The 24,900-nt window shown below is 68.7% G+C and carries 21 protein-coding genes; 15 read left to right on the forward strand and 6 right to left on the reverse strand.

The genetic code is table 11. The features are described from left to right. The 5 genes from H0523_RS32360 to rfaE2 all read left to right on the forward strand — a co-directional run. On the forward strand, positions 1–783 hold a 783-nt coding region (locus tag H0523_RS32360; RefSeq protein ID WP_257225177.1), incomplete at its 5' end, for a Tim44 domain-containing protein. A gap of 195 nt (positions 784–978) precedes the next feature. Further along, positions 979–1,617, forward strand: coding sequence for a ubiquinone biosynthesis accessory factor UbiJ (locus tag H0523_RS27365; RefSeq protein ID WP_054433153.1), 639 nt, complete (start codon positions 979–981; stop codon positions 1,615–1,617). 3 nt (positions 1,618–1,620) lie between these two features. Beyond that, positions 1,621–3,174: a ubiquinone biosynthesis regulatory protein kinase UbiB gene (ubiB, locus tag H0523_RS27370; protein ID WP_054433154.1), complete on the forward strand. Its 1,554-nt coding sequence runs from the start codon at positions 1,621–1,623 to the stop codon at positions 3,172–3,174. Between the two features lie 181 nt (positions 3,175–3,355). Further along, positions 3,356–4,234 carry a ferritin family protein gene (locus tag H0523_RS27375; RefSeq protein ID WP_054433155.1) on the forward strand — a complete coding sequence of 293 codons (879 nt, stop codon included), beginning with the start codon at positions 3,356–3,358 and terminating at the stop codon, positions 4,232–4,234. Positions 4,235–4,324: 90 nt separating this feature from the next. Further along, positions 4,325–4,813: a D-glycero-beta-D-manno-heptose 1-phosphate adenylyltransferase gene (rfaE2, locus tag H0523_RS27380; protein ID WP_054433156.1), complete on the forward strand. Its 489-nt coding sequence runs from the start codon at positions 4,325–4,327 to the stop codon at positions 4,811–4,813. Positions 4,814–4,826: 13 nt separating this feature from the next. Here the strand turns inward: rfaE2 and H0523_RS27385 are convergent, their stop codons facing one another. The 6 genes from H0523_RS27385 to H0523_RS27410 form a co-directional block, all read right to left on the reverse strand. Then, positions 4,827–6,158, reverse strand: coding sequence for a TolC family outer membrane protein (locus H0523_RS27385; RefSeq protein ID WP_054433157.1), 1,332 nt, complete (start codon positions 6,156–6,158; stop codon positions 4,827–4,829). A gap of 110 nt (positions 6,159–6,268) precedes the next feature. After that, positions 6,269–6,949, reverse strand: coding sequence for a protein-L-isoaspartate O-methyltransferase family protein (locus tag H0523_RS27390; protein ID WP_006386870.1), 681 nt, complete (start codon positions 6,947–6,949; stop codon positions 6,269–6,271). Positions 6,950–7,066: 117 nt separating this feature from the next. After that, entirely contained in the window at positions 7,067–7,909 is an 843-nt protein-coding gene (thiD, locus tag H0523_RS27395; protein WP_054433158.1) for a bifunctional hydroxymethylpyrimidine kinase/phosphomethylpyrimidine kinase, read from the reverse strand. After that, entirely contained in the window at positions 7,906–8,715 is an 810-nt protein-coding gene (locus H0523_RS27400) for a thiazole synthase (RefSeq protein WP_006386872.1), read from the reverse strand. Before H0523_RS27400 ends, thiD begins: the two co-directional genes overlap by 4 nt. 253 nt (positions 8,716–8,968) lie before the next feature. Beyond that, positions 8,969–9,901: a cobalamin-binding protein gene (locus H0523_RS27405; protein ID WP_054433159.1), complete on the reverse strand. Its 933-nt coding sequence runs from the start codon at positions 9,899–9,901 to the stop codon at positions 8,969–8,971. Positions 9,902–9,955: 54 nt separating this feature from the next. Continuing rightward, positions 9,956–11,992, reverse strand: coding sequence for a TonB-dependent receptor (locus H0523_RS27410; protein WP_054433160.1), 2,037 nt, complete (start codon positions 11,990–11,992; stop codon positions 9,956–9,958). Between the two features lie 447 nt (positions 11,993–12,439). Here H0523_RS27410 and metH point away from each other — a divergent pair, with 447 nt between their 5' ends. The 10 genes from metH to H0523_RS27460 form a co-directional block, all read left to right on the forward strand. Continuing rightward, the gene (metH, locus tag H0523_RS27415) at positions 12,440–16,213 is read left to right on the forward strand and encodes a methionine synthase (protein WP_054433254.1); all 3,774 of its coding nucleotides are present in this window, start codon (positions 12,440–12,442) and stop codon (positions 16,211–16,213) included. Between the two features lie 179 nt (positions 16,214–16,392). Beyond that, positions 16,393–17,121: a FadR/GntR family transcriptional regulator gene (locus H0523_RS27420; RefSeq protein WP_054433161.1), complete on the forward strand. Its 729-nt coding sequence runs from the start codon at positions 16,393–16,395 to the stop codon at positions 17,119–17,121. 83 nt (positions 17,122–17,204) lie between these two features. Beyond that, positions 17,205–18,071, forward strand: a complete 867-nt coding sequence (locus H0523_RS27425; protein WP_054433162.1) for a substrate-binding periplasmic protein — start codon at positions 17,205–17,207, stop codon at positions 18,069–18,071. Between the two features lie 132 nt (positions 18,072–18,203). Then, entirely contained in the window at positions 18,204–19,037 is an 834-nt protein-coding gene (locus H0523_RS27430) for a substrate-binding periplasmic protein (protein ID WP_054433163.1), read from the forward strand. A gap of 12 nt (positions 19,038–19,049) precedes the next feature. Next, a complete protein-coding gene (locus tag H0523_RS27435) occupies positions 19,050–20,087 on the forward strand; it encodes an L-idonate 5-dehydrogenase (protein WP_054433164.1) in 1,038 nt (345 codons plus the stop codon). Positions 20,088–20,120: 33 nt separating this feature from the next. After that, on the forward strand, positions 20,121–20,786 hold the full coding sequence (locus tag H0523_RS27440) for an amino acid ABC transporter permease (protein WP_006392647.1): 666 nt from the start codon (positions 20,121–20,123) through the stop codon (positions 20,784–20,786). Then, positions 20,783–21,442, forward strand: a complete 660-nt coding sequence (locus H0523_RS27445; RefSeq protein ID WP_006392648.1) for an amino acid ABC transporter permease — start codon at positions 20,783–20,785, stop codon at positions 21,440–21,442. The genes H0523_RS27440 and H0523_RS27445 overlap by 4 nt, the downstream gene beginning before the upstream one ends. 122 nt (positions 21,443–21,564) lie before the next feature. Beyond that, positions 21,565–22,296 carry an amino acid ABC transporter ATP-binding protein gene (locus H0523_RS27450; protein WP_054433255.1) on the forward strand — a complete coding sequence of 244 codons (732 nt, stop codon included), beginning with the start codon at positions 21,565–21,567 and terminating at the stop codon, positions 22,294–22,296. 28 nt (positions 22,297–22,324) lie between these two features. Next, positions 22,325–23,536, forward strand: a complete 1,212-nt coding sequence (manD, locus tag H0523_RS27455) for a D-mannonate dehydratase ManD (RefSeq protein WP_054433165.1) — start codon at positions 22,325–22,327, stop codon at positions 23,534–23,536. Continuing rightward, the coding region (locus H0523_RS27460; protein WP_180180211.1) for a mannitol dehydrogenase family protein at positions 23,524–24,900 on the forward strand (1,377 nt) is incomplete at its 3' end. The genes manD and H0523_RS27460, both read left to right, overlap by 13 nt.

Genomic DNA, 24,900 nt, shown 5'->3' on the forward strand with positions numbered 1-24,900 from the left:
GCCGCCACGGCCGGCGCCGCGGGCGCGGCCGCCAAGAGCGGCGCGTCGCGCTGGCTCGGCCCGATCGCCGGCATCGCCGCCGGCCTAGGCATCGCCGCCCTGCTCTCGAGCATGGGCCTGTCGGGCGCCTTCGCCGAGTTCCTGTCGTCCGCGCTGCTGATCGCCGTGGTCGTGTTCGCCGTGATGTTCATCATCCGCCGCCTGCGCGGCGCCGCGCCGCGTCCGGCCACCCAGGGCGCCTTTGGCGGCGCCAACAACGCGCCTGGCGAGCCGCAGCAGCAGCCCATGTGGCGTGAAACGCTGAAGCCGGCCACGCCGGCGGCCGCGCCGATCGCTGCCGTGGCCGCCGCGGAGCCGGTTGCCGCGATGCCCAAGGCGGGCGACGACAACAACTGGTTCGTGCCGGGTGATTTCGATACGCCCAACTTCCTGAAGCAGGCCAAGGACCAGTTCGTGCGCATCCAGGCCGTGTGGGACAGCGGCAGCACCGACCGCCTGCGCGACTACCTGACCGACGACCTCATCACCGAGCTCAAGCCGCAACTGACCGAGCGCGGCGCGGCCCCCAACAAGACCGAAGTGGTGCTGTTGAACGCCGAGCTGCTGGGCATCGAGACGGTGTCCGACGGCCACCTGGCCAGCGTGCGCTTCTCGGGCATGCTGCGCGAGGCGCCGGGCGCCGAAGCCTTCCGCTTCGAGGAAGTCTGGAACCTGTTCAAGCCCGCCAACGGCGGCTGGCTGCTGGCCGGCATCCAGCAGATCCCGGTGGAATTCGCCAGCTGATCCGGCTGGCGCCATCCCCCTGCTATCGCGGCGGCCTTGCGGCCGTCCGCCACAACCGGCCCCTCAGGGCCGGTTTTTCCATGCGCGGGCGCAAACCGCGTCCAGACTGTCCGGAACACACCCCCATCCAACCCGTTACACTCCCGATTTACCCATCAACTTCGTCATCCCCGTTTCGCGGGGCCGCGGACCGTCATGTTGCCTTTTTCGTTTCTGCCCACTCCTGCACGGCTGGCCGTCGGCGCGCTCAACACCCTGTTGAAGCGTGAAGACTGGGCGCGCGAACGCCTGGCCCGCCACGCCGGCAAGACCGTGCGTTTCGCGCTGGGCGGCTTCACCCTGGGCCTGACCATCGACAGCGAGGGCCTGGCGTCCCAGGCCGATGCGGCGGTGGCGCCCGACGTGACCCTGACGGTGGCGCCCGAGAAGCTGCCGCTGCCGCGCCTGGGCGCGGGTGGCGAGGCGCCCGACTTCGCCGAGGCCACGCACATTTCCGGCGACGCCGCGCTGGCGCAGGTGGTGGCCGACCTGTCCAAGCAACTGCGCTGGGACCCGGAAGACAGCCTGGCCCGGCTGGTGGGCGACATTCCCGCGCTGCGCATCGCCGGCGGGCTGCGCGCGGCCGCCGGCGGCGCGCGCCAGGCCGGCCAGCGCATGGCCGAGAATGTGTCCGAATACCTGGCCGAGGAAAGCGGCATGCTGCTGGGCCGCCCGGCGCTGGAGCAGTGGCGCCTGGACCTGGCCGAGTTGAACGCCCGCGCCGACGCGCTGGCGCGCTCGGCCGCCGCCCTGCAATCCCGACTGGCCACGGCCGCCGCCAAGCGAGGCGCCTGACCCATGTTCCCTTTGCTGCGCCTGCTTCGCATCATCCTGGTTTCGCTGCGCTACGGTCTGGACGAGCTGGTGCTGTCCAGCCTGAACCATCCGCTGGCGACCTGCCTGCTGCGCGTCATCCGCCTGGGCACCCGGCCGCGCAAGCCGCGCGGCCTGCGGCTGCGCCTGGCGCTGGAGTCGCTGGGCCCGATCTTCGTGAAGTTCGGCCAGGTGCTGTCCACCCGCCGCGACCTGATCCCCGCCGACATCGCCAACGAGCTGGCGCTGCTGCAGGACCGCGTGCCGCCGTTCCCGTCGGCCCAGGCCGCCGCCTGCATCGAGGCCGCGCTGGGCGCGCCGCCCGAAAAGCTGTTCGCGCAGTTCCAGGTCGACCCGGTGGCGTCGGCCTCCATCGCGCAGGTGCACTTCGCGGTGCTGCACGACGGCCGCGAGGTGGCGGTCAAGGTGCTGCGCCCGGGCATGCTCAGCATCATCGAGAAAGACCTGTCGCTGCTCAAGATCGTGGCCCGCATCATCGAGCGCCTGGGCGCCGATGGCCGCCGGCTCAAGCCGCGCGAGGTGGTGGCCGAGTTCGACAAGTACCTGCACGACGAGCTCGACCTGGTGCGCGAGGCCTCCAACTGCAGCCAGCTGCGCCGCAACTTCGGCCCGGAATCCGGCCGCGGCGACATGCTGATGGTGCCCGAGGTCATCTGGGAATACACCGCGTCCACGGTCTTCACCATGCAGCGCATGTACGGCGTGCCGGTGGGCCAGGTCGAGCGCATGCGCGCCGCCGGCATCGACATCCCGACCCTGGCGCGCACCGGCGTCGAGATCTTCTTCACCCAGGTGTTCACCGACGGCTTCTTCCACGCCGACATGCACCCGGGCAACATCTACGTGTCCGACCGGCCCGAGACGCTGGGCAGCTACATCGCCCTGGACTTCGGCATCGTCGGCTCGCTGTCGGAATTCGACAAGAACTACCTGGCGCAGAACTTCCTGGCCTTCTTCCACCGCGACTACCGCCGCGTGGCGCAGTTGCACATCGAGTCCGGCTGGGTGCCGCCGGATACGCGCGAGGAAGAGCTGGAGGGCGCGGTGCGCGCCGTCTGCGAACCCTATTTTGACCGGCCGTTGTCCGAGATTTCGCTGGGCCAGGTGCTGTTGCGCCTGTTCCAGACCTCGCGCCGGTTCAATGTGGAGATCCAGCCGCAGCTGGTGCTGCTGCAGAAGACGTTGCTGAACGTCGAAGGCCTGGGGCGGCAGCTCGACCCCAACCTGGATCTCTGGAAGACCGCCAAGCCCTACCTGGAACGCTGGATGCGTCAGCGCGTCGGGTTCAAGGGCCTGCGGCAGAGCCTGGAAAAAGAAGCCGCGCAGTGGTCGCAAATGCTGCCGGCGCTTCCCAGGCTGGTCCACGACCATCTGAACCGCCCGAACCTCTCGCCGGCGCTGCTGGCCGAGATGGTGCAGTTGCGGCGGGCCCAGCAGCAGAGCAACCGGCTGATCGCGGCGCTGGTTGGCGTGCTGGCCCTGGGTATCGGGGTGGCGTTGTGGGCATTGACCCGATAGGCGGCGCGATGGTGTAAGGGCGATCCTCCTGTCATGTTTCATTCATGAAACGGTCATCATAGCTTCGCGGGAGACGGCGAAAAATAGCGCTGCGGCGGCCAATGCAGCGTCACGCCGGCAAGCGCGTGCGCCATTCATTAATTTCTATAGCCCCACAGCGGGACGAAAACAAGGGCAGAACATGCTTTATCCTGAACTCTTCAAGACCATGGAAGCGGTGCGCTGGAACATGGCGCACGATATTCCCTGGGGCGACTTCGATCGCAGCAAGCTCTCGGACGAGCAGGCGCACACGATCAAGATGAACGCCATCACCGAATGGGCCGCATTGCCGGCCACCGAGATGTTCCTGCGCGACAATCGCGGCGACAGCGATTTCTGCGCGTTCATGTCGGTGTGGTTCTTCGAAGAACAGAAGCATTCCCTGGTGCTGATCGAGTACCTGCGCCGCTTCCGTCCCGACCTGGTGCCCACCGAGGAAGAGCTGCACAACGTGCGCTTCGAATTCGACGTCGCGCCCGAGCTGGAAACGCTGATGCTGCACTTCTGCGGCGAGGTGCGCCTGAACCACTGGTACCGCCGCGCCGCCGAATGGCACACCGAGCCGGTCATCAAGTCCATCTACAAGACCGTGGCGCAGGACGAGGCCCGCCATGCCGGCGCCTACCTGCAGTACATGCGCCGCGCGCTGCACAACCGCGGCGAGGACACCAGCGTGCAGGCGCGCCTGGCGTTCTCCAAGATCGGCGTGCTGATGGCCTCGGCCGGCCGCACCCAGCAGGCGCTGCACCCGACCAACCTGCACGTCAACAAGGACCTGTTCCCCAACGATACGGTGCAGTCGCGCCTGCCCGAGCCGGGCTGGCTGGAACACTGGCTGGACAGCCAGATCCGCTTCGACGGCGTCTGGGAACAGAAGGTCGCCACGCGCATCCTGCACATCCTGTCCAAGCTGATGGACCGCAGCTTCGAGACGGTCAAGGACCTGAACCGCTACCGCAAGGAAATGACCGCGCTGGTGGTGCCCAAGGAAAAGGAAATCATCCTGGCCGGCGCCTGATCCGGCGGGAGGGTGGCGCGCGCCGGCCCCGGCCGGGGCGCGCCCGCTGAAGGGCGACGGCGGCCGCGGCCGCCGTCGTACAATCGCGGCATGTCAGCCGCCCGTTTCGAATCCAAAGTCCTGTCCCGCGACGACTGCGTCGCCGCCGTAGCCGCCGGCCGCCTGCCGCGGCCGCTGGTGTTCACCAATGGCGTCTTCGACATCCTGCATCGGGGCCACGCCACCTATCTGGACCAGGCCGCCCAGCTGGGCGCCACGCTGGTCGTGGCGGTCAATACCGATGAATCGGTGCGGCGTCTGGGCAAGGGCGACGAGCGTCCCCTGAACCGCATGGAAGACCGCGCCGCGCTGCTGGCGGCGCTGGGCTTCGTCACGGTGGTCACCTCGTTCCACGAGGACACGCCCGAGGCCCTGATCGGCCAGCTCAAGCCGGACCTGATCGTCAAGGGCGGCGACTACGACATGGAAAAACTGCCCGAAACCGCCCTGGTCAAGTCCTGGGGCGGCCGCGCGGTGGCGATTCCGTTCGAGTTCGAGCGTTCCACCACGGCGCTGGTCAAGAAGATCCAGGGCGCCTGAGGCGGCGCCGCGCTCAGCGCGGCTCGCGCAGCAGCCGGTTGATGGCGTCCAGGTCGGACTCGACCAGGATGCCGCTGGTGGCCTTCAGGCGCAGTCCCGACAGCACCGTGCTGTAGCGCGCCAGCGCCAGGTCGCGCTGGGTGGCGTAGAGCTGTTGCTGGGCGTTGAGCACGTCCAGGTTGATGCGCACGCCCACTTCATAGCCGGTGCGGTTGGCCTCGACCGCGGCGCGGCTGGATTTCTCGCCGGCCTCGAGCGCCTGGATGCGCGCCAGCCCGCTGGTGACGCCGGTGTAGTACTGGCGCGCGGCCTGCACCGCCTGGCGCCGCGCCGCCTCGAAATCGTAGCGGGCCTTCTGTTCGAGCTGCACCTTCTCGGTGACCTGCGAGGACACCCCGCCGCCCGAATACAACGGAATCGACAGCACCACGCCGATGGTGCTGTCGATCGGCTTGCCCGGCGTGGCGTTGCGCATCACCGCGTCGCTGGCGCTGCCGCTGGTGGCGCGCAGGTTCAGGGTGGGGTAGTGACCGCTCTTGGCGATCTGGATCTGGCGTCCGGCGATGCGGGTCAGCAGCTGGGCGCGCAGCACGTCCAGGCTGGAGGATTCGGCCTGGTTGCTCCAGTCGGCCACGCGGGCCGGCTGCGGCGCCGGCAGTTGCACGCCCTGCGGCAGCTCGGCCAGCGCGCCGGGCGGGCCGCCGATGATCTTGGCCAGCTCGTCGCGGCGCACATCCAGGTCGTTCTGCAGGCGCAGTTCCTGCGCCACCACCAGGTCGTAGCGGGCCTGGGCCTCGTAGGTGTCGGTGATGGTGGCGTTGCCGAGCTCGAAATTGCGCTTGGCGGACTCCAGCTGGCCGGCCACGGCGGCCTTCTCGGCCTCGGTCGCGGTCAGGGTGTCCTGGGCGTACAGCACGTTGAAATAGGCGTCGGCCACGCGCAGCAGCAAGTCCTGGTAGGCCTGCTGCAGCTGCACTTCGACATCGGCGACGATCAGCTTGGACTGTTCGTAGTTCTGCCAGCGGCCCCAGTCGAACAGCGGCTGCGTCAGCGCCAGGTCCCAGACGCCGCGGCCGCCGCTGTAGGCCATGTTCAGGCCGCGGGTGCTGCGGGTTTCCTGGTAGGCGCCGCCGACGCCGGCCGAGACTTCGGGCAGCAGCAGGGCGCGCGCCTGCGGCTCTTTTTCGAGGCCGGCGCGATAGTTGGCGCGGGCCGCGGCGTAGATGGGATCGTTGCCGAGGGCGGATTGCCACACCTGCAACAGGTTCTGCGCGCACGCGACAGACGGGCCGACACTTGCGGCGGAGGTAAAAACCAGTAAAGCCGTAAGCAGTCGGACGCGCATGATCTGTCAGGTGGTGGGGTGTTGCTCCAGGGAGTCGGGGTCTGGGGTCCGGTATCCGGCCCACGGACGCGGGCCGGAAGGGCGGGGCCGTGGGGCGCCGCCGTCGGGACTCAGAACTTGAACTGCGACACCGTGGCGCCGCGCAGGGGCTTGATGACCGTTTCGAACAGATTGACGGTCTCGAAGCTGGCGGCGGTGGTGCGGGTGATGCGACAGGCCGTCATGACGGGGGCCTGGCCGACGACGACGACCAGGCGGCCGCCGACGCGCAGTTGGTACTTGAGCGCGTCCGGCACGACCGGCACCGAGCCGGTCACCAGGATCGCGTCGTATTCGGTGGAGCCCCAGCCGTTGCGGCCGTCGCCGGTCTCGACCTTGACGTTGGTGACGTTGTTCATCTGCAGGTTCTGCTGCGCGAACGTGACCAGGCGGCTGTCGATCTCGACCGAGGTGACCTGTTGCGCCAGGTAGCCCAGCAGCGCGGCCTGGTAGCCGGAGCCGGTGCCGATTTCCAGCACACAGTCGGACTTGCTCAGTTGCAGTTCCTGGGCCAGGCGGGCTTCGACCTTGGGGGCGAGCATGGTCTGGCGGGTGTTGACCGCGTTGATTTCCAGCGGCAGTTCCAGGTCGGAAAACGCCAGGGCGCGCAGCGCCGGCGGAACGAACTGTTCGCGGCGCACATCGAACAGCGCTTGCAGCACGTTGGCGTCCAGGACGTCCCACGGGCGGATCTGCTGTTCCACCATGTTGAAGCGGGCTTGTTCTACGTCGGGCAGGGTCGAAGCGTTCATGACGGTCAGGAAAAAAGCGGAGGAATCAGCTGACCATTGTACCGATTCGTAGCGTCCTGTGACGCGGCGGGGCGGACCGACTGGTTACAGAGGGGAAATCGGACCCGCCCGCCGGGCTCACCACCAGGCGTGGAAGTGGTGCACCGGGCCGTGGCCGGAGCCGACCGACAGGCGCTCGGCGTGGCGGATGGCCTCGGTCAGGTAGGCCTTGGCGCGGCGCGCCGCCTCGGGCACGTCCTCGACCTGCGGCAGCAGGGCGGCCAGGGCGGCCGACAGGGTGCAGCCGGTGCCGTGGGTGTTGGCGGTCTCGATGCGGTGGCCGGGCAGCTCGATCATGCGGTCGCCGTCGTGCAGCAGGTCGATGGTGTCGTTGCCGGGCAGGTGGCCGCCCTTGACCATGACCCAGCGCTGGCCCGAATGCGCCAGCTTGTTGCGCAGGCGCTCGGCCACGCGCCGCATTTCCTTGACCGTCTCCACCGGGCGCTCTTCCAGCAGCACGCCGGCCTCGGGCAGGTTCGGGGTCAGCAGCGTGGCCTGCGGCAGCAGGGCCTCGCGCATGGCGCCGACGGCGTCGCGTTCCAGCAGCAGGTCGCCGCTCTTGGCCACCATGACCGGGTCCAGCACGACGTGGGCCGGGGTCCACTTGGCCAGCTTCTCGGCCACCACCTGGATCACCGGCTGCTGGCCCAGCATGCCGATCTTGACCGCGTCGATGCGCACGTCGGCGAACAGGGTGTCGATCTGCTGGCCGACGAAGGCCGGCGGCACCGGCGAGATGCCGGTGACGCCCTGGGTGTTCTGGGCGGTGAGCGCGGCGATCACGGCGCAGCCATAGGCGCCCAGGGCGCTCATGGCCTTGACGTCGGCCAGGATGCCGGCGCCGCCGGACGGGTCGACGCCGGCGATGGTCAGCGCGTTGGGGATCTGGCGGCCGTTGGCGGCCGGCTGGCGGCTGCTCATTTGGCGGCGCCGGGGGCGGCGGTGATCAGGCCTTCGGTGGGCGAGCTGGGCGCGCCGCTGTAGAGCTTTTTCGGCATGCGGCCGGCCAGGAAGGCCTCGCGGCCGGACTCGACGCCCTTTTTCATGGCGCTGGCCATCAGCACCGGGTCGCGCGCGGCGGCGATGGCGGTGTTCATCAGCACGGCGTCGCAGCCCAGTTCCATGGCGATGGCGGCGTCCGAGGCGGTGCCCACGCCGGCGTCCACCACCACCGGCACGCGCGCCTGGTCGATGATCAGGCGTAGATTCCAGGGGTTCAGGATGCCCATGCCGGAGCCGATCAGCGAGGCCAGCGGCATCACGGCCACGGCGCCCATGTCTTCGAGCATGCGGCACTGGATGGGATCGTCGGTGCAATAGACCATGACCTGGAAGCCCTCATCCACCAGCGTCTTGGTGGCCTTGAGGGTTTCGGGCATGTTGGGGAACAGCGTGTGCGGATCGCCCAGCACTTCCAGCTTGACCAGGGCGTGGCCGTCCAGCAGCTCGCGCGCCAGGCGCAGCGTGCGCACGGCGTCGTCGGCCGAGTAGCAGCCGGCGGTGTTGGGCAGCAGCGTGAACTTGGACATCGGCACGTAGTCGAGCAGGTTGGGCTCGCCCGGGTTCTGGCCGATGTTGGTGCGGCGGATGGCGACCGTGACGATCTCCGTGCCGCTGGCGTCCAGCGCGGCGCGGGTCTGTTCGAAATCCTTGTACTTGCCGGTGCCGACGAGCAGGCGCGACGAGTAGGCGCGGCCGGCGATGGTGAGAGTGTCTTGAGTGGTCATGGCGGTGTGTCAAAGGGCGGGCGCGCGCTGCGGAACCCGCGGGGGCTGGCTGATCATCGGGCGGATCAACGGGTTGATCACGGTTAGCCGAATCATAAAGCACGGGGCGGCGTGTCAGTCCGCGCGGCGCGGCCGCGGCGTTCCAGAAATCGCGCTTGCCGCGCAGCCATGGGGCGCGCGAATGACCGGGTCGGGGGCAGGGGTATCCCGGACGGCCCCGGCGGCGCGGGGGCGGCCGCGCGTGTCGCAATGCCTAGGGCTGGCGCAGCCGGTCCAGGTCCGCGCACAGCTGCTCGGCCGCGTCGACCAGGCGCGGGCCGGGGCGGTAGAGCGCGTCGGCGTCGATGCCGTAGACGTGGCCGGCCTGCGCGGCCGGCAGGCCCATGGCGCGCCAGGCGGCCAGGTTGCGGGCGGTGTCGGCGGGCGCGGAGACGCCGGCCAGCACCGCGTCGGGACGCGCCGCCAGCACGCTTTCCAGGCCGACCTGCGGCGCCACCACGGGCGCGTCGCCGAACACGTTGACGCCGCCGCACAGGCGCAGCGCGTCGCTGACGATGCTGGCGTGGTTCAGGGTGTAGATGGGGTCCAGGCCCGCCTGCACGAAGACCCGCACCGGCGCGCGGCCGGCGTAGCGCGCGGCCAGCGCATCGAGGCGCGCGCGCAGGGCCTGGGCGGCGGGGCCGGCCTGCGCCTCGGTGCCGAACAGCACGCCCAGGCGTTCGACCGCGTCGGGAATGGCCGCCAGCGTCTGCGGGTCGCTGTAGTAGACCGCCACGCCCAGCTTGTCCATCACGCGCGCCAGCGGCGCGGCGGCGGACGGTTGCCAGGCGATGATCAGGTCGGGCCGGGTGGCGGCCACGCGTTCGGGGTCGGGCTGGGTGCCGTCGCCGATGACCGGCAGGGCGCGGGCGGCGGGCGGGTAGTCGCTGCCGCGGATGGTGGCGACCAGGTAGGCGCCGGCGCCGGCCGCGTAGACCAGCTCGGTGGCGTGCGGCGCGAGGGTCACCGCGCGCCGCGCCGGGGCGGCCAGGGTGACGTCGCGGCCGCGGTCGTCGCGCGCGTGGATCGCCGCCGGGGTTTCGACCGAGGGCGTGGCTGCAGTCTTGGCCGAGGTGTCGGCCGTCGCCGGCCCCGGGGCGCACAGCAGCCCCAGGACGGCGAACGGAAGGGCGCGGACGAAGGTCATGCGGTGGCTCGATACGGTCGGCGTGGAGGAACGCCGACTATATCGGATCGCCGCTTAGTAGCGCACGGTGAGGGAGGCGTAGAAGTTGCGGCCGGGCGCGGGGTACAGGTTGTACGGGCCGGTTTCCCCCAGGCTGCCGCTGCGGATGCCGTAGGTGGCGTATTTGCGGTCCAGGATGTTGTTCACGCCCACCGCGCCCTCGATGTTGCGGGTGAACTTGTACGCGACCTTGGTGTTGAACAGCACGTAGGCGTCCATCTGCTTGTCGAATTCGTTGGCCTGGTCGTTGTCCAGGCGCGACTTGCCGACGTATTGCGCGGCCACGTTCCACAGGAACGCATCCGTGGGACGCCAGGTCACGCCGGCATTGGCCAGCCACTTCGGCGCCATCGGCACGGTCTTGCCGGCCAGGTCGACCCCGTTGTAGGTGCCCGAGCGGAACTGCGCTTCCATCCAGGTCAGGTTGGCATCCAGCGTCACGCCGCGGACGATCTCATGATGGCCTTCGAGTTCGATGCCTTGGCGGCGGGTCGGATCCAGGTTGACGTTGGCGCCGAACATGTCGGCCAGCGGGTTGTACTGGATTTCGTTGGTCAGGTCATAGCGGAACCACGACAGGCGGGCGCTGCTGCGTTCCGATTGCCAGGTCACGCCCAGTTCCTTGTCGGTGGAGGTTTGGGGCGCCAGCGGGTTCTGCACCCACAGCAATTCGTCGCTGTTGGCCAGGCGGAAGCTGCGGCCGACCTTGCCGTACACGCCGAAACCGCTGCTCAGGTCCTGGCGCACGCCCAACTGCCAGGCGGTCAGGTGGTGGCCGCTGTCCGACGGATTGCCGCCGGTACCGGACAGGATTTCCAGCTTGTCCGAGGCGTACTGGCGGCGCACGCCCATGGTGATGTTGGTGCTTTCGGTGGCGCGGATCTGGCCTTCGGCGAACAGCCCGTATTGATGCTGGCGCGATTGCATCTTGGACTGGATCGGATCGTAGTAGGCATCCTGCGTGACCGTGCTCCTGGACTCCAGCGCATCGGCGCCGAACACGACGCTGTGGCCGCCGGCGATCGGCAGGCGGTAGCGCAGGCTGGCGCTGTTTTCTTCCAGCTTCTGGTCGCGCAGCGTGTCGCCGCCGCCATCGAACATGCCGGGCGCGGTGTAGGTCAGGCCGTGCAGCTTCTTGTTGCGGCTGGCCAGGTCGGCGTAGAGCGTGCCGACGCCCAGCGCCTGTTCGAGCTGCAGGCCGATGGTGGTCGAGGTGGACTTGATGAAGTCGGCGTCGTTCTTGGCGCCGCGGCGATCGTCCTGGTACTGGTTCAGGCCGGTGAGCGGATTGATCTGGCGCGGGCCGGGCAGTTCCAGGCGCTGCGTGGTGGTGTTGCCGTACAGGCGGATCGAGCCGTCCGCATGGCGCAAGGTGATGCCACCGCCGCCGCCTTCGCGGGTTTCGGCGTTGTTGTCACGGTAGCCGTCGCTGTGCAGCGACTGCATGTAGGCGTCCACGCCCACTTTCTGGTTGTTCAGGGCCACCGCGGCGTCGTACTGGCGCAGGCCGTAGCTGCCGAAGGTGGCGGTGGCGCGGGCCGTGACCGGCTCCTTGGCGAAGTCCTTGCGGGTGATGATGTTGATCACGCCGCCGGTGGCGCCGCCGCCGTATTGCACCGAGCCGCTGCCGCGCACGATTTCGACGCGCTCGACCTGGTCCAGCGGCACCACGCCCAGGTTGGGGGCGGACAGGTCGTTGGGGTTCTGCTTGACGCCGTCGATCATGATCAGCGTATTGCTGGCGCCGGTCACGCCGAAGCCGCGCAGGTCGACCATGGCGCCGTCGGACGAGCCGGAGTTGTTGATCAGGTGGATGCCGGCCTGCGTCGACAGCAGGTCCTGCATGGTGCGGGCGCTGCTGGCGGCGATGTCTTCGGCGGTGATGACCGAGATCGACACGGGCAGGGTGCGGCCGTCCGTCGGCACGCGCTGGGCGGTGACGGTGATGCTGTCGAGTTCGGGGGCGGGGGTGGCGGCTTGCTGGGCGGCGGACAGGGCCGGGGCGGAGCAGAGCAGGGCGCCGGCATAGCGCCGGATGGAGCGGGATTTCATCTACAAGACCTCGATGCGACCCGCGACCCCGCAGGTCAATCACGATGGGGAGGAAACCCGGGCCACGCCGCAATCCCTGGGGAGCGGGCGCCGGACGGGCGTCCTGGCGATCGAACAGGCCGGTATCGGGCTGCCATGGGCGCATCGCGCGCATGGGGACCGTTGCGGGGGCAGCACAGGCTGGATACCGGGGCTCGCCAACCTTGTGGGTGGCGAGAGGCGTCTTCCTGTTTCCCGTTTACCTTTCGCGCGCGGACCGGCAAGTGTTGCGTTCTTGCCTGTCCCAGTGCGCCGAAAGCACCGGTTCGGGGCCGAAACTGTATCACCGGAGGGCGGAGCAGGGCCTGTTTTGTTACGATCAGGGGTTGATTTTTCGGCCTTTATCGCTTTTTAGCGACATTTGCCCGGCCGCTTTCGTTGCCCAACCCCCACCTTTCGGACCTGAACGTGTCGTATCCCCGCCTGCCTTACCCGCCCGAGAGCTTCACCCGCGGCGGCGATTTCGCCCGTTTGCTCGGCCAGCGCATCCTGATCCTGGACGGGGCGATGGGCACGATGATCCAGCGCTACAAGCTGGGCGAGGCCGATTTCCGCGGCGAGCGCTTCGCCGACCATGGCAAGGACCTGAAGGGCGACAACGAACTGCTGTCGCTGGTGCGGCCGGACGTGATCTCGGAGATCCACCGCCAGTACCTGGAAGCCGGCGCCGACGTCATCGAGACCAACACCTTCGGCGCCACCTCGATCGCCCAGGGCGACTACGACCTGCCGGAACTGGCGTACGAACTGAACCTGGTGTCGGCGCGGCTGGCGCGCGAGGCCTGTGACCAGTACAGCACGCCGGACAAGCCGCGCTTCGTGGCCGGCGCGCTCGGCCCGCAGCCCAAGACGGCGTCGATCTCGCCCGACGTGAACGACCCGGGCGCCCGCAACGTCACCTTCGACGAGCTGCGCGTCGCCTACATTGAACAGCTCAACGGCCTGCTGGACGGCGGCATCGACATCGTCCTGATCGAAACCATCTTCGACACGCTCAACGCCAAGGCGGCGATCTTCGCCACCGAGGAAGTGTTCGAGCAGCGCGGCATCCGCCTGCCGGTGATGATCTCGGGCACCGTCACCGACGCCTCCGGCCGCATCCTGTCGGGCCAGACCGTCGAGGCCTTCTGGAACTCGGTGCGCCATGCGCGTCCGGTCACCATCGGCCTGAACTGCGCGCTGGGCGCGGCGCTGATGCGCCCGTACGTGGCCGAGCTGTCCAAGATCTGCGACACCTACGTCTGCGTGTACCCCAACGCCGGCCTGCCCAACCCGATGGCCGAGACCGGCTTCGACGAGACGCCGGCCGACACCTCGGCGCTGCTGGAGGAATTCGCCCGCGCCGGGCTGGTGAACATGTCGGGCGGCTGCTGCGGCACCACGCCCGACCATATCCGCGCGATTGCCGACAAGGTCACGGCGCTGACGCCGCGGGTGGTGCCGGACATCCCGGTCAAGACCCGCCTGTCGGGCCTGGAGCCGCTCAATATCGACGAAGACACGCTGTACGTGAACGTGGGCGAACGCACCAACGTCACGGGCAGCAAGATGTTCGCGCGCCTGATCCGCGAAGAGAAGTATGACGAGGCGCTGGCCGTGGCCCGCCAGCAGGTCGAGAACGGCGCGCAGATCATCGACATCAACATGGACGAGGCCATGCTGGATTCGGTGGCGTGCATGCACCGCTTCCTGAACCTGATCGCCTCCGAGCCGGACATCGCCCGCGTGCCGGTGATGATCGACAGCTCCAAGTGGGACGTCATCGAGACCGGCCTGAAGTGCGTGCAGGGCAAGCCGGTGGTCAACTCGATCTCGATGAAGGAAGGCCTGGAGCCGTTCCGCCACCACGCCCGCCTGTGCCGCCGCTACGGCGCGGCGGTGGTGGTGATGGCGTTCGACGAACTGGGCCAGGCCGATACGCTGGAGCGCCGCAAGGAAATCTGCGGCCGCGCCTACAAGATCCTGGTCGAGGAAGAGGGCTTCCCGCCGGAAGACATCATTTTCGATCCCAACGTGTTCGCGGTCGCCACCGGCATCGACGAGCACAACCACTACGCCGTCGACTTCATCGAAGGCACGCGCTGGATCCGCGAGAACCTGCCCCACGCCCGCATCTCGGGCGGCGTGTCGAACGTGAGCTTCTCGTTCCGCGGCAACGAGCCGATGCGCGAGGCCATCCACACCGTGTTCCTGTATTACGCGGTCAAGGAAGGCATGACGATGGGCATCGTCAACGCCGGCCAGCTGGGCGTGTACGCGGACCTCGATCCCAAGCTGCGCGATCTGGTCGAGGACGTGGTGCTGGACCGCGCCGAACCGGTCGGCAAGACCGACCCGGCCGACGAACGCACGCCGACCGAGCGCCTGGTGCAGTTCGCCGACACGGTGAAGGGCTCGGGCGCCAAGAAGGAAGAAGACCTGGCCTGGCGCAATGCCGAAGTCGAGGCGCGCCTGTCGCACGCGCTGGTGCATGGCATCACCGCCTTCATCGTCGAGGACACCGAAGAGGTGCGCCAGAAGATCGCCGCGCGCGGCGGCCGTCCGATCGAGGTGATCGAAGGCCCGCTGATGGACGGCATGAACGTGGTCGGCGACCTGTTCGGCGAGGGCAAGATGTTCCTGCCGCAGGTGGTGAAGTCGGCGCGCGTGATGAAGCAGGCCGTGGCCCACCTGATCCCCTTCATCGAAGAGGAAAAGCGCCAGATCGCGGCGGCCGGCGGCGACGTGCGCGCCAAGGGCAAGATCGTCATCGCCACGGTCAAGGGCGACGTGCACGACATCGGCAAGAACATCGTGTCGGTGGTCCTGCAGTGCAATAACTTCGAAGTGGTGAACATGGGCGTGATGGTGCCCTGCGCCCAGATCCTGGAGAAGGCCAAGGAAGAGAACGCCGACATCGTCGGCCTGTCCGGCCTGATCACGCCCAGCCTGGAAGAGATGGCCTACGTCGCCTCGGAAATGCAGCGCGACGAGTATTTCCGCAGCCGCAAGGTGCCGCTGATGATCGGCGGCGCCACCACCAGCCGCGTGCACACCGCCGTCAAGATCGCGCCCAACTACGAAGGCCCGGTGATCTACGTGCCGGACGCCAGCCGTTCGGTGGGCGTGGCCACCAGCCTGATGTCCGACCAGTCGGACGCCTACCTGGCGGAGCTGGCCGAGGAATACGAGGACGTGCGCCGACGCCACGCCAACCGCAAGGCCACGCCGATCCTGCCGCTGGCCGAGGCGCGCGCCTCGCGCCCGCAGATCGACTGGGACAGCTACACGCCGCCGCGCCCCAAGTTCATCGGCCGCCGCACCTTCAAGAGCTATGACCTGGCCGAGATTGCCAAGTACGTGGACTGGGGCCCGTTCTTCCAGACCTGGAGCCTGTTCGGACCGTTCCCGGCGATCCTGGACGACAAGGTGGTGGGCGAGCAGGCGCGCAAGGTCTACGCCGACGGCCAGGCCATGATGAAGCGCATCGTCGAGGGCCGCTGGCTGACCGCCAACGGCGTGGTCGGCTTCTACCCGGCCAACAGCGTCAACGATGAGGACATCGAGGTCTACAAGGACGAGAGCCGCAGCGAGGTGCTGTTCACCTACCGCAACTTGCGCCAGCAGGGCGCCAAGCGCGAGGGCGTCAGCAACAAGTCGCTGTCGGACTTCATCGCGCCGAAGTCCAGCGGCAAGCTGGACTACATCGGCATGTTCGCGGTGACGGCGGGCCTGGGCATCGAGAAGAAGGAAGCCGAGTTCGAGAAGGCGCTGGACGACTACTCCAGCATCATGCTGAAGTCGCTGGCCGACCGCCTGGCCGAAGCCTTCGCCGAATGCCTGCACGCCCGCGTGCGCCAGGACCTGTGGGGCTATGCCGCCGACGAGGCGCTGTCCAACGATGACATGATCGCCGAGAAGTACGTCGGCATCCGCCCGGCGCCCGGCTATCCGGCCTGCCCGGAACACGTGGTCAAGACCGACATGTTCCGCGTGCTGGACGGCGCCGACATCGGCATGATGCTGACCGACAGCTACGCCATGTTCCCGGCCTCGAGCGTGTCGGGCTTCTACTTCAGCCATCCGCAGTCGCAGTACTTCAACGTCGGCATCATCGGCGAAGACCAGTTGCAGGACTACGCCGCGCGCAGCGGCCGCAGCATCGAGGACCTCAAGCGCACCCTGGCGCCGAACCTGGGCTGAGGCGGCCCGCGCCGCCGCGCCGGGCCCGCCCGGCATTTCAGCGCCACCCCAGCGCCGCCCCGGCTCGTCCGGCGCGGCGCTTTGTTTTATTCGGACGGTTTACCAAATGGATAGTGGTAAACCATGATGCGACAAATTGGTAAACCACATAATATTTGGTCCAACCACTTTCAACCGACATGACACTACAACTGATTCCCAAGCCCGAAGAACCCGCCGGCAAGCCGGTGGCCGACCGCGCCTACCTGCGGCTGGCCGCGCAGATCCAGGCGCTGGTGGCGCAGGGCGAGTTCGCGGTGGGCAAGCGCCTGCCGGCCGAGCGCGCGCTGGCCGAGCGCTTCGACGTCAGCCGCACCTCGCTGCGCGAGGCCATCATCGCGCTGGAACTGCAGGGCGTGGTGGAAGTGCGCGGCGGCTCGGGCATCTATGTCTGTGAACCGCGTCCGGGCGTGGCGCGGCTGCCGACCGCGCAGGAGCCGGGCGCGGGGCCGTTCGAGTTGCTGCGCGCGCGCTGCCTGGTCGAATCGGAAATCGCCGCGCTGGCGGCCAGCACCCGCAACGATGCCGACCTGGATCGCATCTTCGAGGCGCTGACCACCATGCGCGAGCAGATGATGCACAAGGAAGAAAACCAGGAGGCCGACCGCCGTTTCCACCTGTACATCGCGCAGTCCACCGGCAACAGCGTGCTGCTGGGCACCGTGACGGCGATGTGGGACCAGGCGCAAGGCCCCATCTGGGAAAAGATCGAACAGCATTTCCATACGCAGGAATTGCGCCAGGCGTCGCAGGAAGACCACCAGCGCATCTTCAGCGCGCTGGTGGCGCGCGATGCGGATGGCGCGCGGCAGGCGATGCGCAATCACCTCGAACGCGTGATCGGCGAGTTCGCGCAGGGGTGGCGTTGACGTAGTACCGGCAGGCGGCCCCCGGCAGAGCGCGGAAGATACCGCGCCCCGGAACCGGGCGACACACATCAGGAGACAACAGGATGCAGCAAAGGAACAAGGGGAGCCGCGCCTGGCACAGGGCGGCGGCGATGCTGTCGGCGTGCGCGCTGGCGGCCTATGCGCTGACTGCGCCGGCGATGGCGCAGGAAGCGCCCGCGGCGGGCCAGAGCGCGCGCATCGATGCGATCCGCAAGGCGGGCGAGCTGCGCGTCGGCGTGCTGCAGAACGCGCCCTGGCTGCTGCAGGACGTGTCCGGCAAGGGCGGCGAGAGTTGGAGCGGTCCGGCCTGGCTGCTGGCCAAGGAATACGCCCGCCTGCTGGGCGTGAAGCTGACGCCGGTGCAGGTCTCGCACGAGACCAAGGTGCCGGTGCTGGCGGCCAATCAGGTCGACATGACCATCAGCCCGCTGGCCGAGACGCCGGAGCGCCTGAAAGTGGTCGACTTCGTGCTGTATTCGTCCACCAGCGTCTGCATGTTCGGCCTGGCGTCCAATGCCAAGGTGGCCGCGGCCAAGTCGGTCGATGACCTGAACCGGCCCGGCGTCACCATCGCCTATTTCACCGGCGGCGCCGAGGAGGCCTGGGTCAAGCAGCGCTTTCCCAACGCCACGCTGCGCGCCGTGGCCAACTCGGGCGCCACCGCGCCGATCGAGGAAATCATGGCCAAGCGCGCCGACGCGGCGCCGATCAATCGCGTGCCCTGGGTCGGCCTGAGCCGCAAGGTGCGCGGCCTGACCGTGCTGCCCGCCGAGGCCAACTGCCAGCAGAGCACCGAAAAGGCCTCGCCGGTGGGCCTGGCGATCGACAAGAACCAACCCGAATACCTGGCCTGGCTGCGGCAGGTGGCCGCCGGCATGAAGACGCGCCTGGACGCCGACGAAATGCGCATCATCGAACAGACCCCGTAGGCCGCTCCGGCCTTTTCCCCACCCCACTGGATTCACCGACCACGCGCAAGGCGCGCGGCCCGGGCGACTGCCCGCGGCCACGCGCGTCCGCATCCGGCGTTCGCCGCCGGGCTTCCCTCCAAGGAGACCGCAATGCAACCGTCCTTCCTCACCCGCTTCGCCGCCGCCGCCCTGCTGTTGGCCGGCGCCGCCACCGCCCAGGCGCAGACGCCGCCCGCGCCCGGCGAGAGCCCGCGCATCGACGCCATCCGCAAGGCTGGCGTGCTGCGCGTGGGCGTGGTCAACAACCCGCCGTGGCTGGTGCAGAACACCACCGGCTCGGGCGAGCCCTGGATGGGCTCGTCGTGGCTGCTGGGCAAGGAATTCGCGCGCCTGCTGGACGTGAAGATCGTGCCGGTGCAGGTCAGCCACGAAACCAAGGTGCCGGCGCTGATCGCCAACCAGATGGACATCATGATCGGGCCGCTGAACCAGAACGCCGAGCGCGCCAAGATCATCGACTTCGTCACGTTCTCGAACACCAGCGTCTGCATGTTCGGCCTGGCGTCCAACCCCAAGTTCACCAACGCCACCAAGGTCGAGGACTTCAACCAGCCCGGCATCACCATGGCCTACTTCTCGGGCGCGGGCGAAGAGCCGCTGGTGCTGGAGAACTTCCCCAAGGCCAAGCTGCGCGGCGTGACCAACTCGGGTTCGGTGGCGCCGATCGAGGAAGTGCTGGCGGGCCGCTCCGACGTGGCGCCGCTGAACCGCATGCTGTGGCCCAACATCAGCAAGAAGGTCAAGGGCCTGGCCGTGTTCCCCAAGGAAAACGACTGCCAGGACAGCAAGATCTTCGCGATCGACGCGGGCATGGGCGTGGCCAAGAACCAGCCGGTGTACCTGGAGTGGCTGCGCAAGGTGGAAGCGCGCATGCATCCGGAACTGGTGGCCGAAGAGCGCCGCATGACCCAGACCCTGAAGTAAGGCGGACCCATCATGCTCAATTGCGCAATCCATGGGGCCGAAGACCTGCGGCTGGTCGAGCAGGCGCCCGAACCGCTGGGTCCGACGCAGGTGCGCGTCGGCGTCAAGGCGGTCGGCATCTGCGGTTCGGACCTGCATTACTACCGCCACGGCCGGGTCGGCGATTTCATCATCCGCGAACCGCTGACGCCGGGCCACGAGGCCTCGGGCCAGGTGCTGGAGGTCGGTTCGGCGGTCACCGCCGTCAAGCCCGGCGACCGCGTGGCGCTGGACCCGGCGCGCACCTGCGGCGTGTGCCGCTATTGCCGCCAGGGCGATTCCAATCACTGCGAGGCGGTGTTCTTCTTCGGCAGCGCCAGCCGCTATCCGCACATGCAGGGCGCGATGCGCGAGCAGGTGGTGGTACAGGAAAAGCAGTGCGTGCCGGTGCCGGACAGCCTGTCGTTCGAGCTGGCCGCCTTCGGCGAGCCGCTGGCAGTGGCGCTGCACGCGGTGCGCAGCGCCGGCACGCTGCTGGGCAAGACGGTGATGGTGGTGGGCGCCGGGCCGATCGGCGCGCTGGTGCTGATGGCGGCGCGCCTGGCCGGCGCCAGTCAAGTCATCGTGGTCGATATCGTCGACCAGACCCTGGCGACCTGCGCCAAGGTCGGCGCCACGCGCACCATCAACGCCGCCGCCGAGCCGGCCGCGCTGGACGAACTGGCGGCGGGCAAGGGCACGGTCGATGTGTGCTTCGAAGCCTCCGGCAACTATGCCGGGCTGGCCAACTGCATCCGCGCCACGCGGCCGCGCGGCACCATCGTCACGGTCGGCACGCTGGGGGGCAGCAGCGAGCAGTGCCCGTTCAACCAGATCATGGTCAAGAGCCTGAACGTCATCGGCAGCTTCCGCTTCGTCGATGAATACGCCTGGGCGGTGGACTACCTGGGCCGCGGCCTGGTGGACGTCGCGCCGCTGCTGACGGCGGCGGTGCCGGCGCGCCAGGCGCACGAGGCCTTCGCGCTGGCGGCGGACCGGCGCCAGGCCATGAAAGTGATGGTGACGTTCTGAGCCCGCCCGGGCTCGTGTCGGCACGGAGATTCCATGGATTTCGATTTTTCCCCCATCGTCGATAACTGGCGCTTCTTCGCCAGCGGCCTGGGCATCACGGTGGCGCTGAGCGCCGTCACGGCGGTGTCCAGCATCCTGCTGGGCCTGGTGATCGCGCTGTTGCGCCTGTACGGGCCGCGCTGGCTGCGGGTGCTGCTGGTGTTCTACATCGACAGCATGCGCGCCATCCCGGTGCTGGTGGTGCTGGTGTGGATCTACTTCGCCTTCCCGCTGCTGGCCGGCGTGACCTTCGCGCCGTTCTGGGCGGCGCTGGTGGCGTTGACGCTGCACATCGCGGCCTACTCGGCCGAGGTGATCCGCGCCGGCATCGAGTCGGTGCGGCCGGGGCAGATGCGCGCCGGCCTGGCGCTCGGCATGTCGCGGGCCCAGGCGCTGCGCAAGATCATCCTGCCGCAGGCCACCATCCGCATGCTGCCGGCCTTCGGCTCGGTGCTGACGGTGGCGATCAAGGACACCGCCATCGCCACGGTGATCGCGGTGCCCGAACTGATGCACAAGGCCGAGACGATCGCCGGGCAGAGCTACCGGCCGATCGAGGTGTTCACCGCGGTGATCGTGGCGTACTTCGTGATCCTGTTCCCGGTGACGCGCGGCGTGGACCGGCTGTACCAACGTTACGCACACCTGGGGCGCTCATGAATCTGGACTGGGGAATTATCTGGGACTCGCGCCAGGTGTTGCTGCAGGGCGCGGCCATGACCGTGATGCTGACGGTGGTGACGATGGCGCTGGCGGTGCCGGGCGGCATGGTGCTGGCGCTGATGCGGCTGTCGTCGAACCGCGTGGCCAACGGCGTGGCGGTGGCGATCGTCGAGTTCTTCCGCAACCTGCCGCTGATCCTGGTGATCTATTGGGCGTTCTACGTGATGCCGATGGCGCTGGACGTGCAGTTCTCGGCGGTGACCACGGCGCTGGTGGCGCTGGTGCTGAATGTGTCGGCCTACAACTCGGAAACCTTCCGCGCCGGCATCAATTCGATCCGCAAGGGCCAGATGGAAGCGGCGCTGGCGATGGGCATGTCGCGCCGCCAGGCCATGTTCAAGGTGCTGGTGCCGCAGGCGGCGCGGCGCATCCTGCCGGTGCTGGCCAGCACCTGGATCTCGCTGTTCAAGGACACCTCGCTGGTGTCGGTGATCGCCGTCAGCGAGCTGGCCTATGCCTCGATGCAGGTGCGCGCGCAGAGCTTCCGCGTGCTGGAAATGCTGACCGCGATGGCGGTGATCTATTGGCTGATGGGCTATCCGCAGGCCAAGCTGGTCGACTGGATCCACCGCAAATACGGAGTCAAGGAGTGAAAGAGATGATCCTGGAACAAGTGGCCGGCACGACCGGCGCGGCGGTGGCCGCGGCAACGGCCGCCGCAGCAACGGCTGCCGCAGCAACGGCTGCCGCACGCAAGGGCGCCGATCAGCCGCCGGTGCTGGTGTACGAGCACGTGCGCAAGGTTTTTGGCGATTTCGTGGCGTTGAACGACGTCTCGCTGCAGGTCAACAAGGGCGAGGTGATGTGCCTGATCGGCCCGTCCGGTTCGGGCAAGTCCACGCTCCTGCGCTGCACCAACGCGCTCGAGAAGATCGACGGCGGCCGCGTGCTGCTGGACGGCGTGGCGGTGCCGGAGGCCGAGTCCGAGGTGCGCAAGGTGCGCCAGCGCATGGGCATGGTGTTCCAGAGCTTCGAGCTGTTCCCGCACAAGTCGGCGCTGGACAACGTCGCCATGGGGCCCATCACCGTGCTCGGCATGGCGCCGGAACAGGCGCGGGCCCGCGCCATGGCGCTGCTGGAGAAGGTCGGCCTGGCCGCCAAGGCCGGCAACTTTCCCGCCAACCTGTCCGGCGGCCAGCAGCAGCGCGTGGCGATCGCCCGCGCGCTGGCGATGGAGCCGGAAGTGATGCTGTTCGACGAGCCGACCTCGGCGCTCGACCCCGAGACCGTGGGCGAGGTGTTGAACGTCATGAAGAAGCTCGCGCAGGAAGGCATGACCATGATCGTGGTCACGCATGAAATGAGTTTCGCGCGGCGCGTGGCCAACTGGGTGGTGGTGTTCGAGAACGGCGCCATCCTGGAACAGGGCCCGCCCGCGCAGATTTTCGACAACCCGCAGGTCGCCCGTACCCGCGACTTCCTCAGCCACCTGGGCTGGGAAGGCTGAACACCCTCCCGTTTTCACGGAATCCATGATGAAAATTACGAACGCACGCGTCATTGTTTGTTCGCCGGGCCGCAATTTCGTGACCCTGAAGCTCGAGACCGACCAGGGCCTGACCGGCATCGGCGATGCCACCCTGAACGGACGCGAGCTGGCCGTGGCGGCCTACCTGACCGAACACGTGGTGCCTTGCCTGATCGGCCGTGACGCGCACCAGATCGAGGACATCTGGCAATACCTGTACAAGGGCGCCTACTGGCGCCGCGGCCCGGTCACGATGACCGCCATCGCCGCGGTCGACACCGCGCTGTGGGACCTGAAGGCCAAGGCCGCCGGCCTGCCGCTGTACCAGCTGCTGGGCGGCAAGAGCCGCACCGGGGTGATGGTCTACGGCCACGCCAACGGCAGCGACATCGAGCACACCGTCGACGAGGTGCTGCGCTATGCCGACATGGGCTACCGCGCGATCCGCGCGCAGAGCGGCGTGCCGGGGCTGGACAAGGTCTACGGCGTGGGCCGCGGCAACCTGTTCTACGAACCCGCCGACGCCGACCTGCCGAGCGAGCACGACTGGTCCACCGAGAAGTACCTGCAGCACACGCCCAAGCTGTTCGATCGCATCCGCGAAAAGCTCGGCTTCGAGCATCACCTGCTGCACGACGTGCACCACCGCCTGACGCCGATCGAGGCCGGCCGCCTGGGCAAGTCGCTGGAGCCGTACAACCTGTTCTGGATGGAGGACGCCACGCCGGCCGAGAACCAGGAGGCCTTCCGCCTGATCCGCCAGCACACCACCACGCCGCTGGCGGTGGGCGAGATCTTCAATTCGATCTGGGACTGCAAGGACCTGGTGCAGAACCAGTTGATCGACTACATCCGGACCACCGTGGTGCACGCGGGCGGCATCACCCACCTGCGCCGCATCGCGGACCTGGCCTCGCTGTACCAGGTGCGCACCGGCTGCCATGGCGCCACCGACCTGTCGCCGGTGTGCATGGGCGCGGCGCTGCACTTCGACCTGTGGGTGCCGAACTTCGGCATCCAGGAATACATGCGCCACACCGAGGAGACGGACGCGGTGTTCCCGCACGCCTACACCTTCTCGCAGGGCATGCTGTATCCGGGCGACGTGCCGGGCCACGGCGTGGACATCGACGAGAAGCTGGCCGCCAAGTATCCGTACAAGCGCGCCTACCTGCCGGTGAACCGGCTGCAGCAGGACGGCACGTTATGGAACTGGTAGCCCCCGCGGCCGTCCGGCTGCATCCGGCGCGCCTGCAGGCGCTGGCGCCGGACGTGGCGCGGCCGGCCTATGACCGCGGCGCCTTGCGCGCCGGCATCGTGCACCTGGGGCTGGGCGCGTTCGCGCGCGGCCACCTGGCGGCGGTGAACGAAGCGGCCATTCATGCCAGCGGCGATCCGCGCTGGGGCATTTGCGGCGTGTCGCTGCGGCAGGCCGATACCCGCGACGCGCTGGCGCCGCAGGACGGGCTGTACACGCTGGCGCTGCGCAGCGCCGACGCCGAGGGCCGGCCGCAAGCGCGGCTGGCCGTGATCGGCTGCCTGCTGGAAACGCTGGTGGCGCCGGAGGATCCGCAGGCGGTGCTGGCGCGCATCGCCAGTCCGTACACGCGCATCGTCAGCCTGACCGTGACCGAGAAAGGCTATTGCCACGATCCGGCCAGCGGCGCGCTGAACCTGGCGCATCCCGACATCGTGCACGACCTGGGGCAGCCGCTGGCGCCGCGCAGCACCATCGGATTCCTGGTCTGGGGGCTGCAGCGCCGCCGCGCGGCGGGCCTGGGGCCGGTGACGCTGCTGTCGCTGGACAACCTGCCCAGTAACGGCCATCTGTTGCGCGGCCTGGTGCTGGCGTTCGCCGCGCAGGTGGACGCGCGGCTGGCCGAATGGATCGGCCAGGCCTGCACCTTCCCGTGCTCGATGGTGGACCGCATCGTGCCGCGCACCACCGACGAGGACCGCGCCGCCGTGGCGCAGGCGCTGGGCATGACGGACGCCTGGCCGGTGCAGGCCGAGCCGTTCCTGGAGTGGGTGGTGGAAGACCACTTCGCCGCCGACCGGCCGGACTGGGCCGCCGGCGGGGCGCGCTTCGCCGCCGAGGCCGCGCCGTTCGAGACGCTCAAGCTGCGCATGGTCAACGGCGCGCATTCTGCGCTGGCCTATCTGTCGGTGATGGCGGGTTGGGCCACGGTGGACCAGGCGGTGGCGCAGCCGGCGCTGCGGCGCTATCTGGCCGACCTGATGCGCACCGAGATCGCGCCGACCCTGCCGGCCTTGCCCGGCCTGGACCTGGCGGCTTATCAGGAGCGGCTGTTGCAACGCTACGCCAATCCGGCGCTGCGGCACCAGACGCGGCAGATCGCCATGGACGGATCGCAGAAGATGCCGCAGCGCCTGCTGGGCACGGTGCGGGCGCGGCTGGCGGCGGACCGGCCGATCACCGGGCTGGCGCTGGCGCTGGCCGGCTGGCTGCATTTCCTGCGCGGGGTCGATCAGGCCGGCCGGCGCTATCCGATCGAGGACCCGCTGGCCGAGACGCTGGCGCAGCGGCTGACGCGGGCCGAAGCGGCGGCGTGCGACGCGCCG

This window comes from Achromobacter insuavis, from assembly GCF_902859645.1.
Classification (GTDB): domain Bacteria; phylum Pseudomonadota; class Gammaproteobacteria; order Burkholderiales; family Burkholderiaceae_B; genus Achromobacter; species Achromobacter insuavis.

Excerpts from the sequence above, each read along its gene's own strand:
- thiD (WP_054433158.1), bottom strand. The coding sequence starts at position 7,909 with ATGAGCAGCCGCCAGCCGGCCGCCAACGGCCGCCAGATCCCCAACGCG.
- manD (WP_054433165.1), top strand. The coding sequence starts at position 22,325 with ATGAAAATTACGAACGCACGCGTCATTGTTTGTTCGCCGGGCCGCAAT.
- H0523_RS27435 (WP_054433164.1), top strand. The coding sequence starts at position 19,050 with ATGCTCAATTGCGCAATCCATGGGGCCGAAGACCTGCGGCTGGTCGAG.
- H0523_RS27430 (WP_054433163.1), top strand. The coding sequence starts at position 18,204 with ATGCAACCGTCCTTCCTCACCCGCTTCGCCGCCGCCGCCCTGCTGTTG.
- H0523_RS27425 (WP_054433162.1), top strand. The coding sequence starts at position 17,205 with ATGCAGCAAAGGAACAAGGGGAGCCGCGCCTGGCACAGGGCGGCGGCG.
- H0523_RS27375 (WP_054433155.1), top strand. The coding sequence starts at position 3,356 with ATGCTTTATCCTGAACTCTTCAAGACCATGGAAGCGGTGCGCTGGAAC.
- H0523_RS27420 (WP_054433161.1), top strand. The coding sequence starts at position 16,393 with ATGACACTACAACTGATTCCCAAGCCCGAAGAACCCGCCGGCAAGCCG.
- H0523_RS27390 (WP_006386870.1), bottom strand. The coding sequence starts at position 6,949 with ATGAACGCTTCGACCCTGCCCGACGTAGAACAAGCCCGCTTCAACATG.
- H0523_RS27400 (WP_006386872.1), bottom strand. The coding sequence starts at position 8,715 with ATGACCACTCAAGACACTCTCACCATCGCCGGCCGCGCCTACTCGTCG.
- ubiB (WP_054433154.1), top strand. The coding sequence starts at position 1,621 with ATGTTCCCTTTGCTGCGCCTGCTTCGCATCATCCTGGTTTCGCTGCGC.
- H0523_RS27440 (WP_006392647.1), top strand. The coding sequence starts at position 20,121 with ATGGATTTCGATTTTTCCCCCATCGTCGATAACTGGCGCTTCTTCGCC.
- H0523_RS27365 (WP_054433153.1), top strand. The coding sequence starts at position 979 with ATGTTGCCTTTTTCGTTTCTGCCCACTCCTGCACGGCTGGCCGTCGGC.
- H0523_RS27385 (WP_054433157.1), bottom strand. The coding sequence starts at position 6,158 with ATGCGCGTCCGACTGCTTACGGCTTTACTGGTTTTTACCTCCGCCGCA.
- H0523_RS27410 (WP_054433160.1), bottom strand. The coding sequence starts at position 11,992 with ATGAAATCCCGCTCCATCCGGCGCTATGCCGGCGCCCTGCTCTGCTCC.
- H0523_RS27405 (WP_054433159.1), bottom strand. The coding sequence starts at position 9,901 with ATGACCTTCGTCCGCGCCCTTCCGTTCGCCGTCCTGGGGCTGCTGTGC.
- H0523_RS27445 (WP_006392648.1), top strand. The coding sequence starts at position 20,783 with ATGAATCTGGACTGGGGAATTATCTGGGACTCGCGCCAGGTGTTGCTG.
- rfaE2 (WP_054433156.1), top strand. The coding sequence starts at position 4,325 with ATGTCAGCCGCCCGTTTCGAATCCAAAGTCCTGTCCCGCGACGACTGC.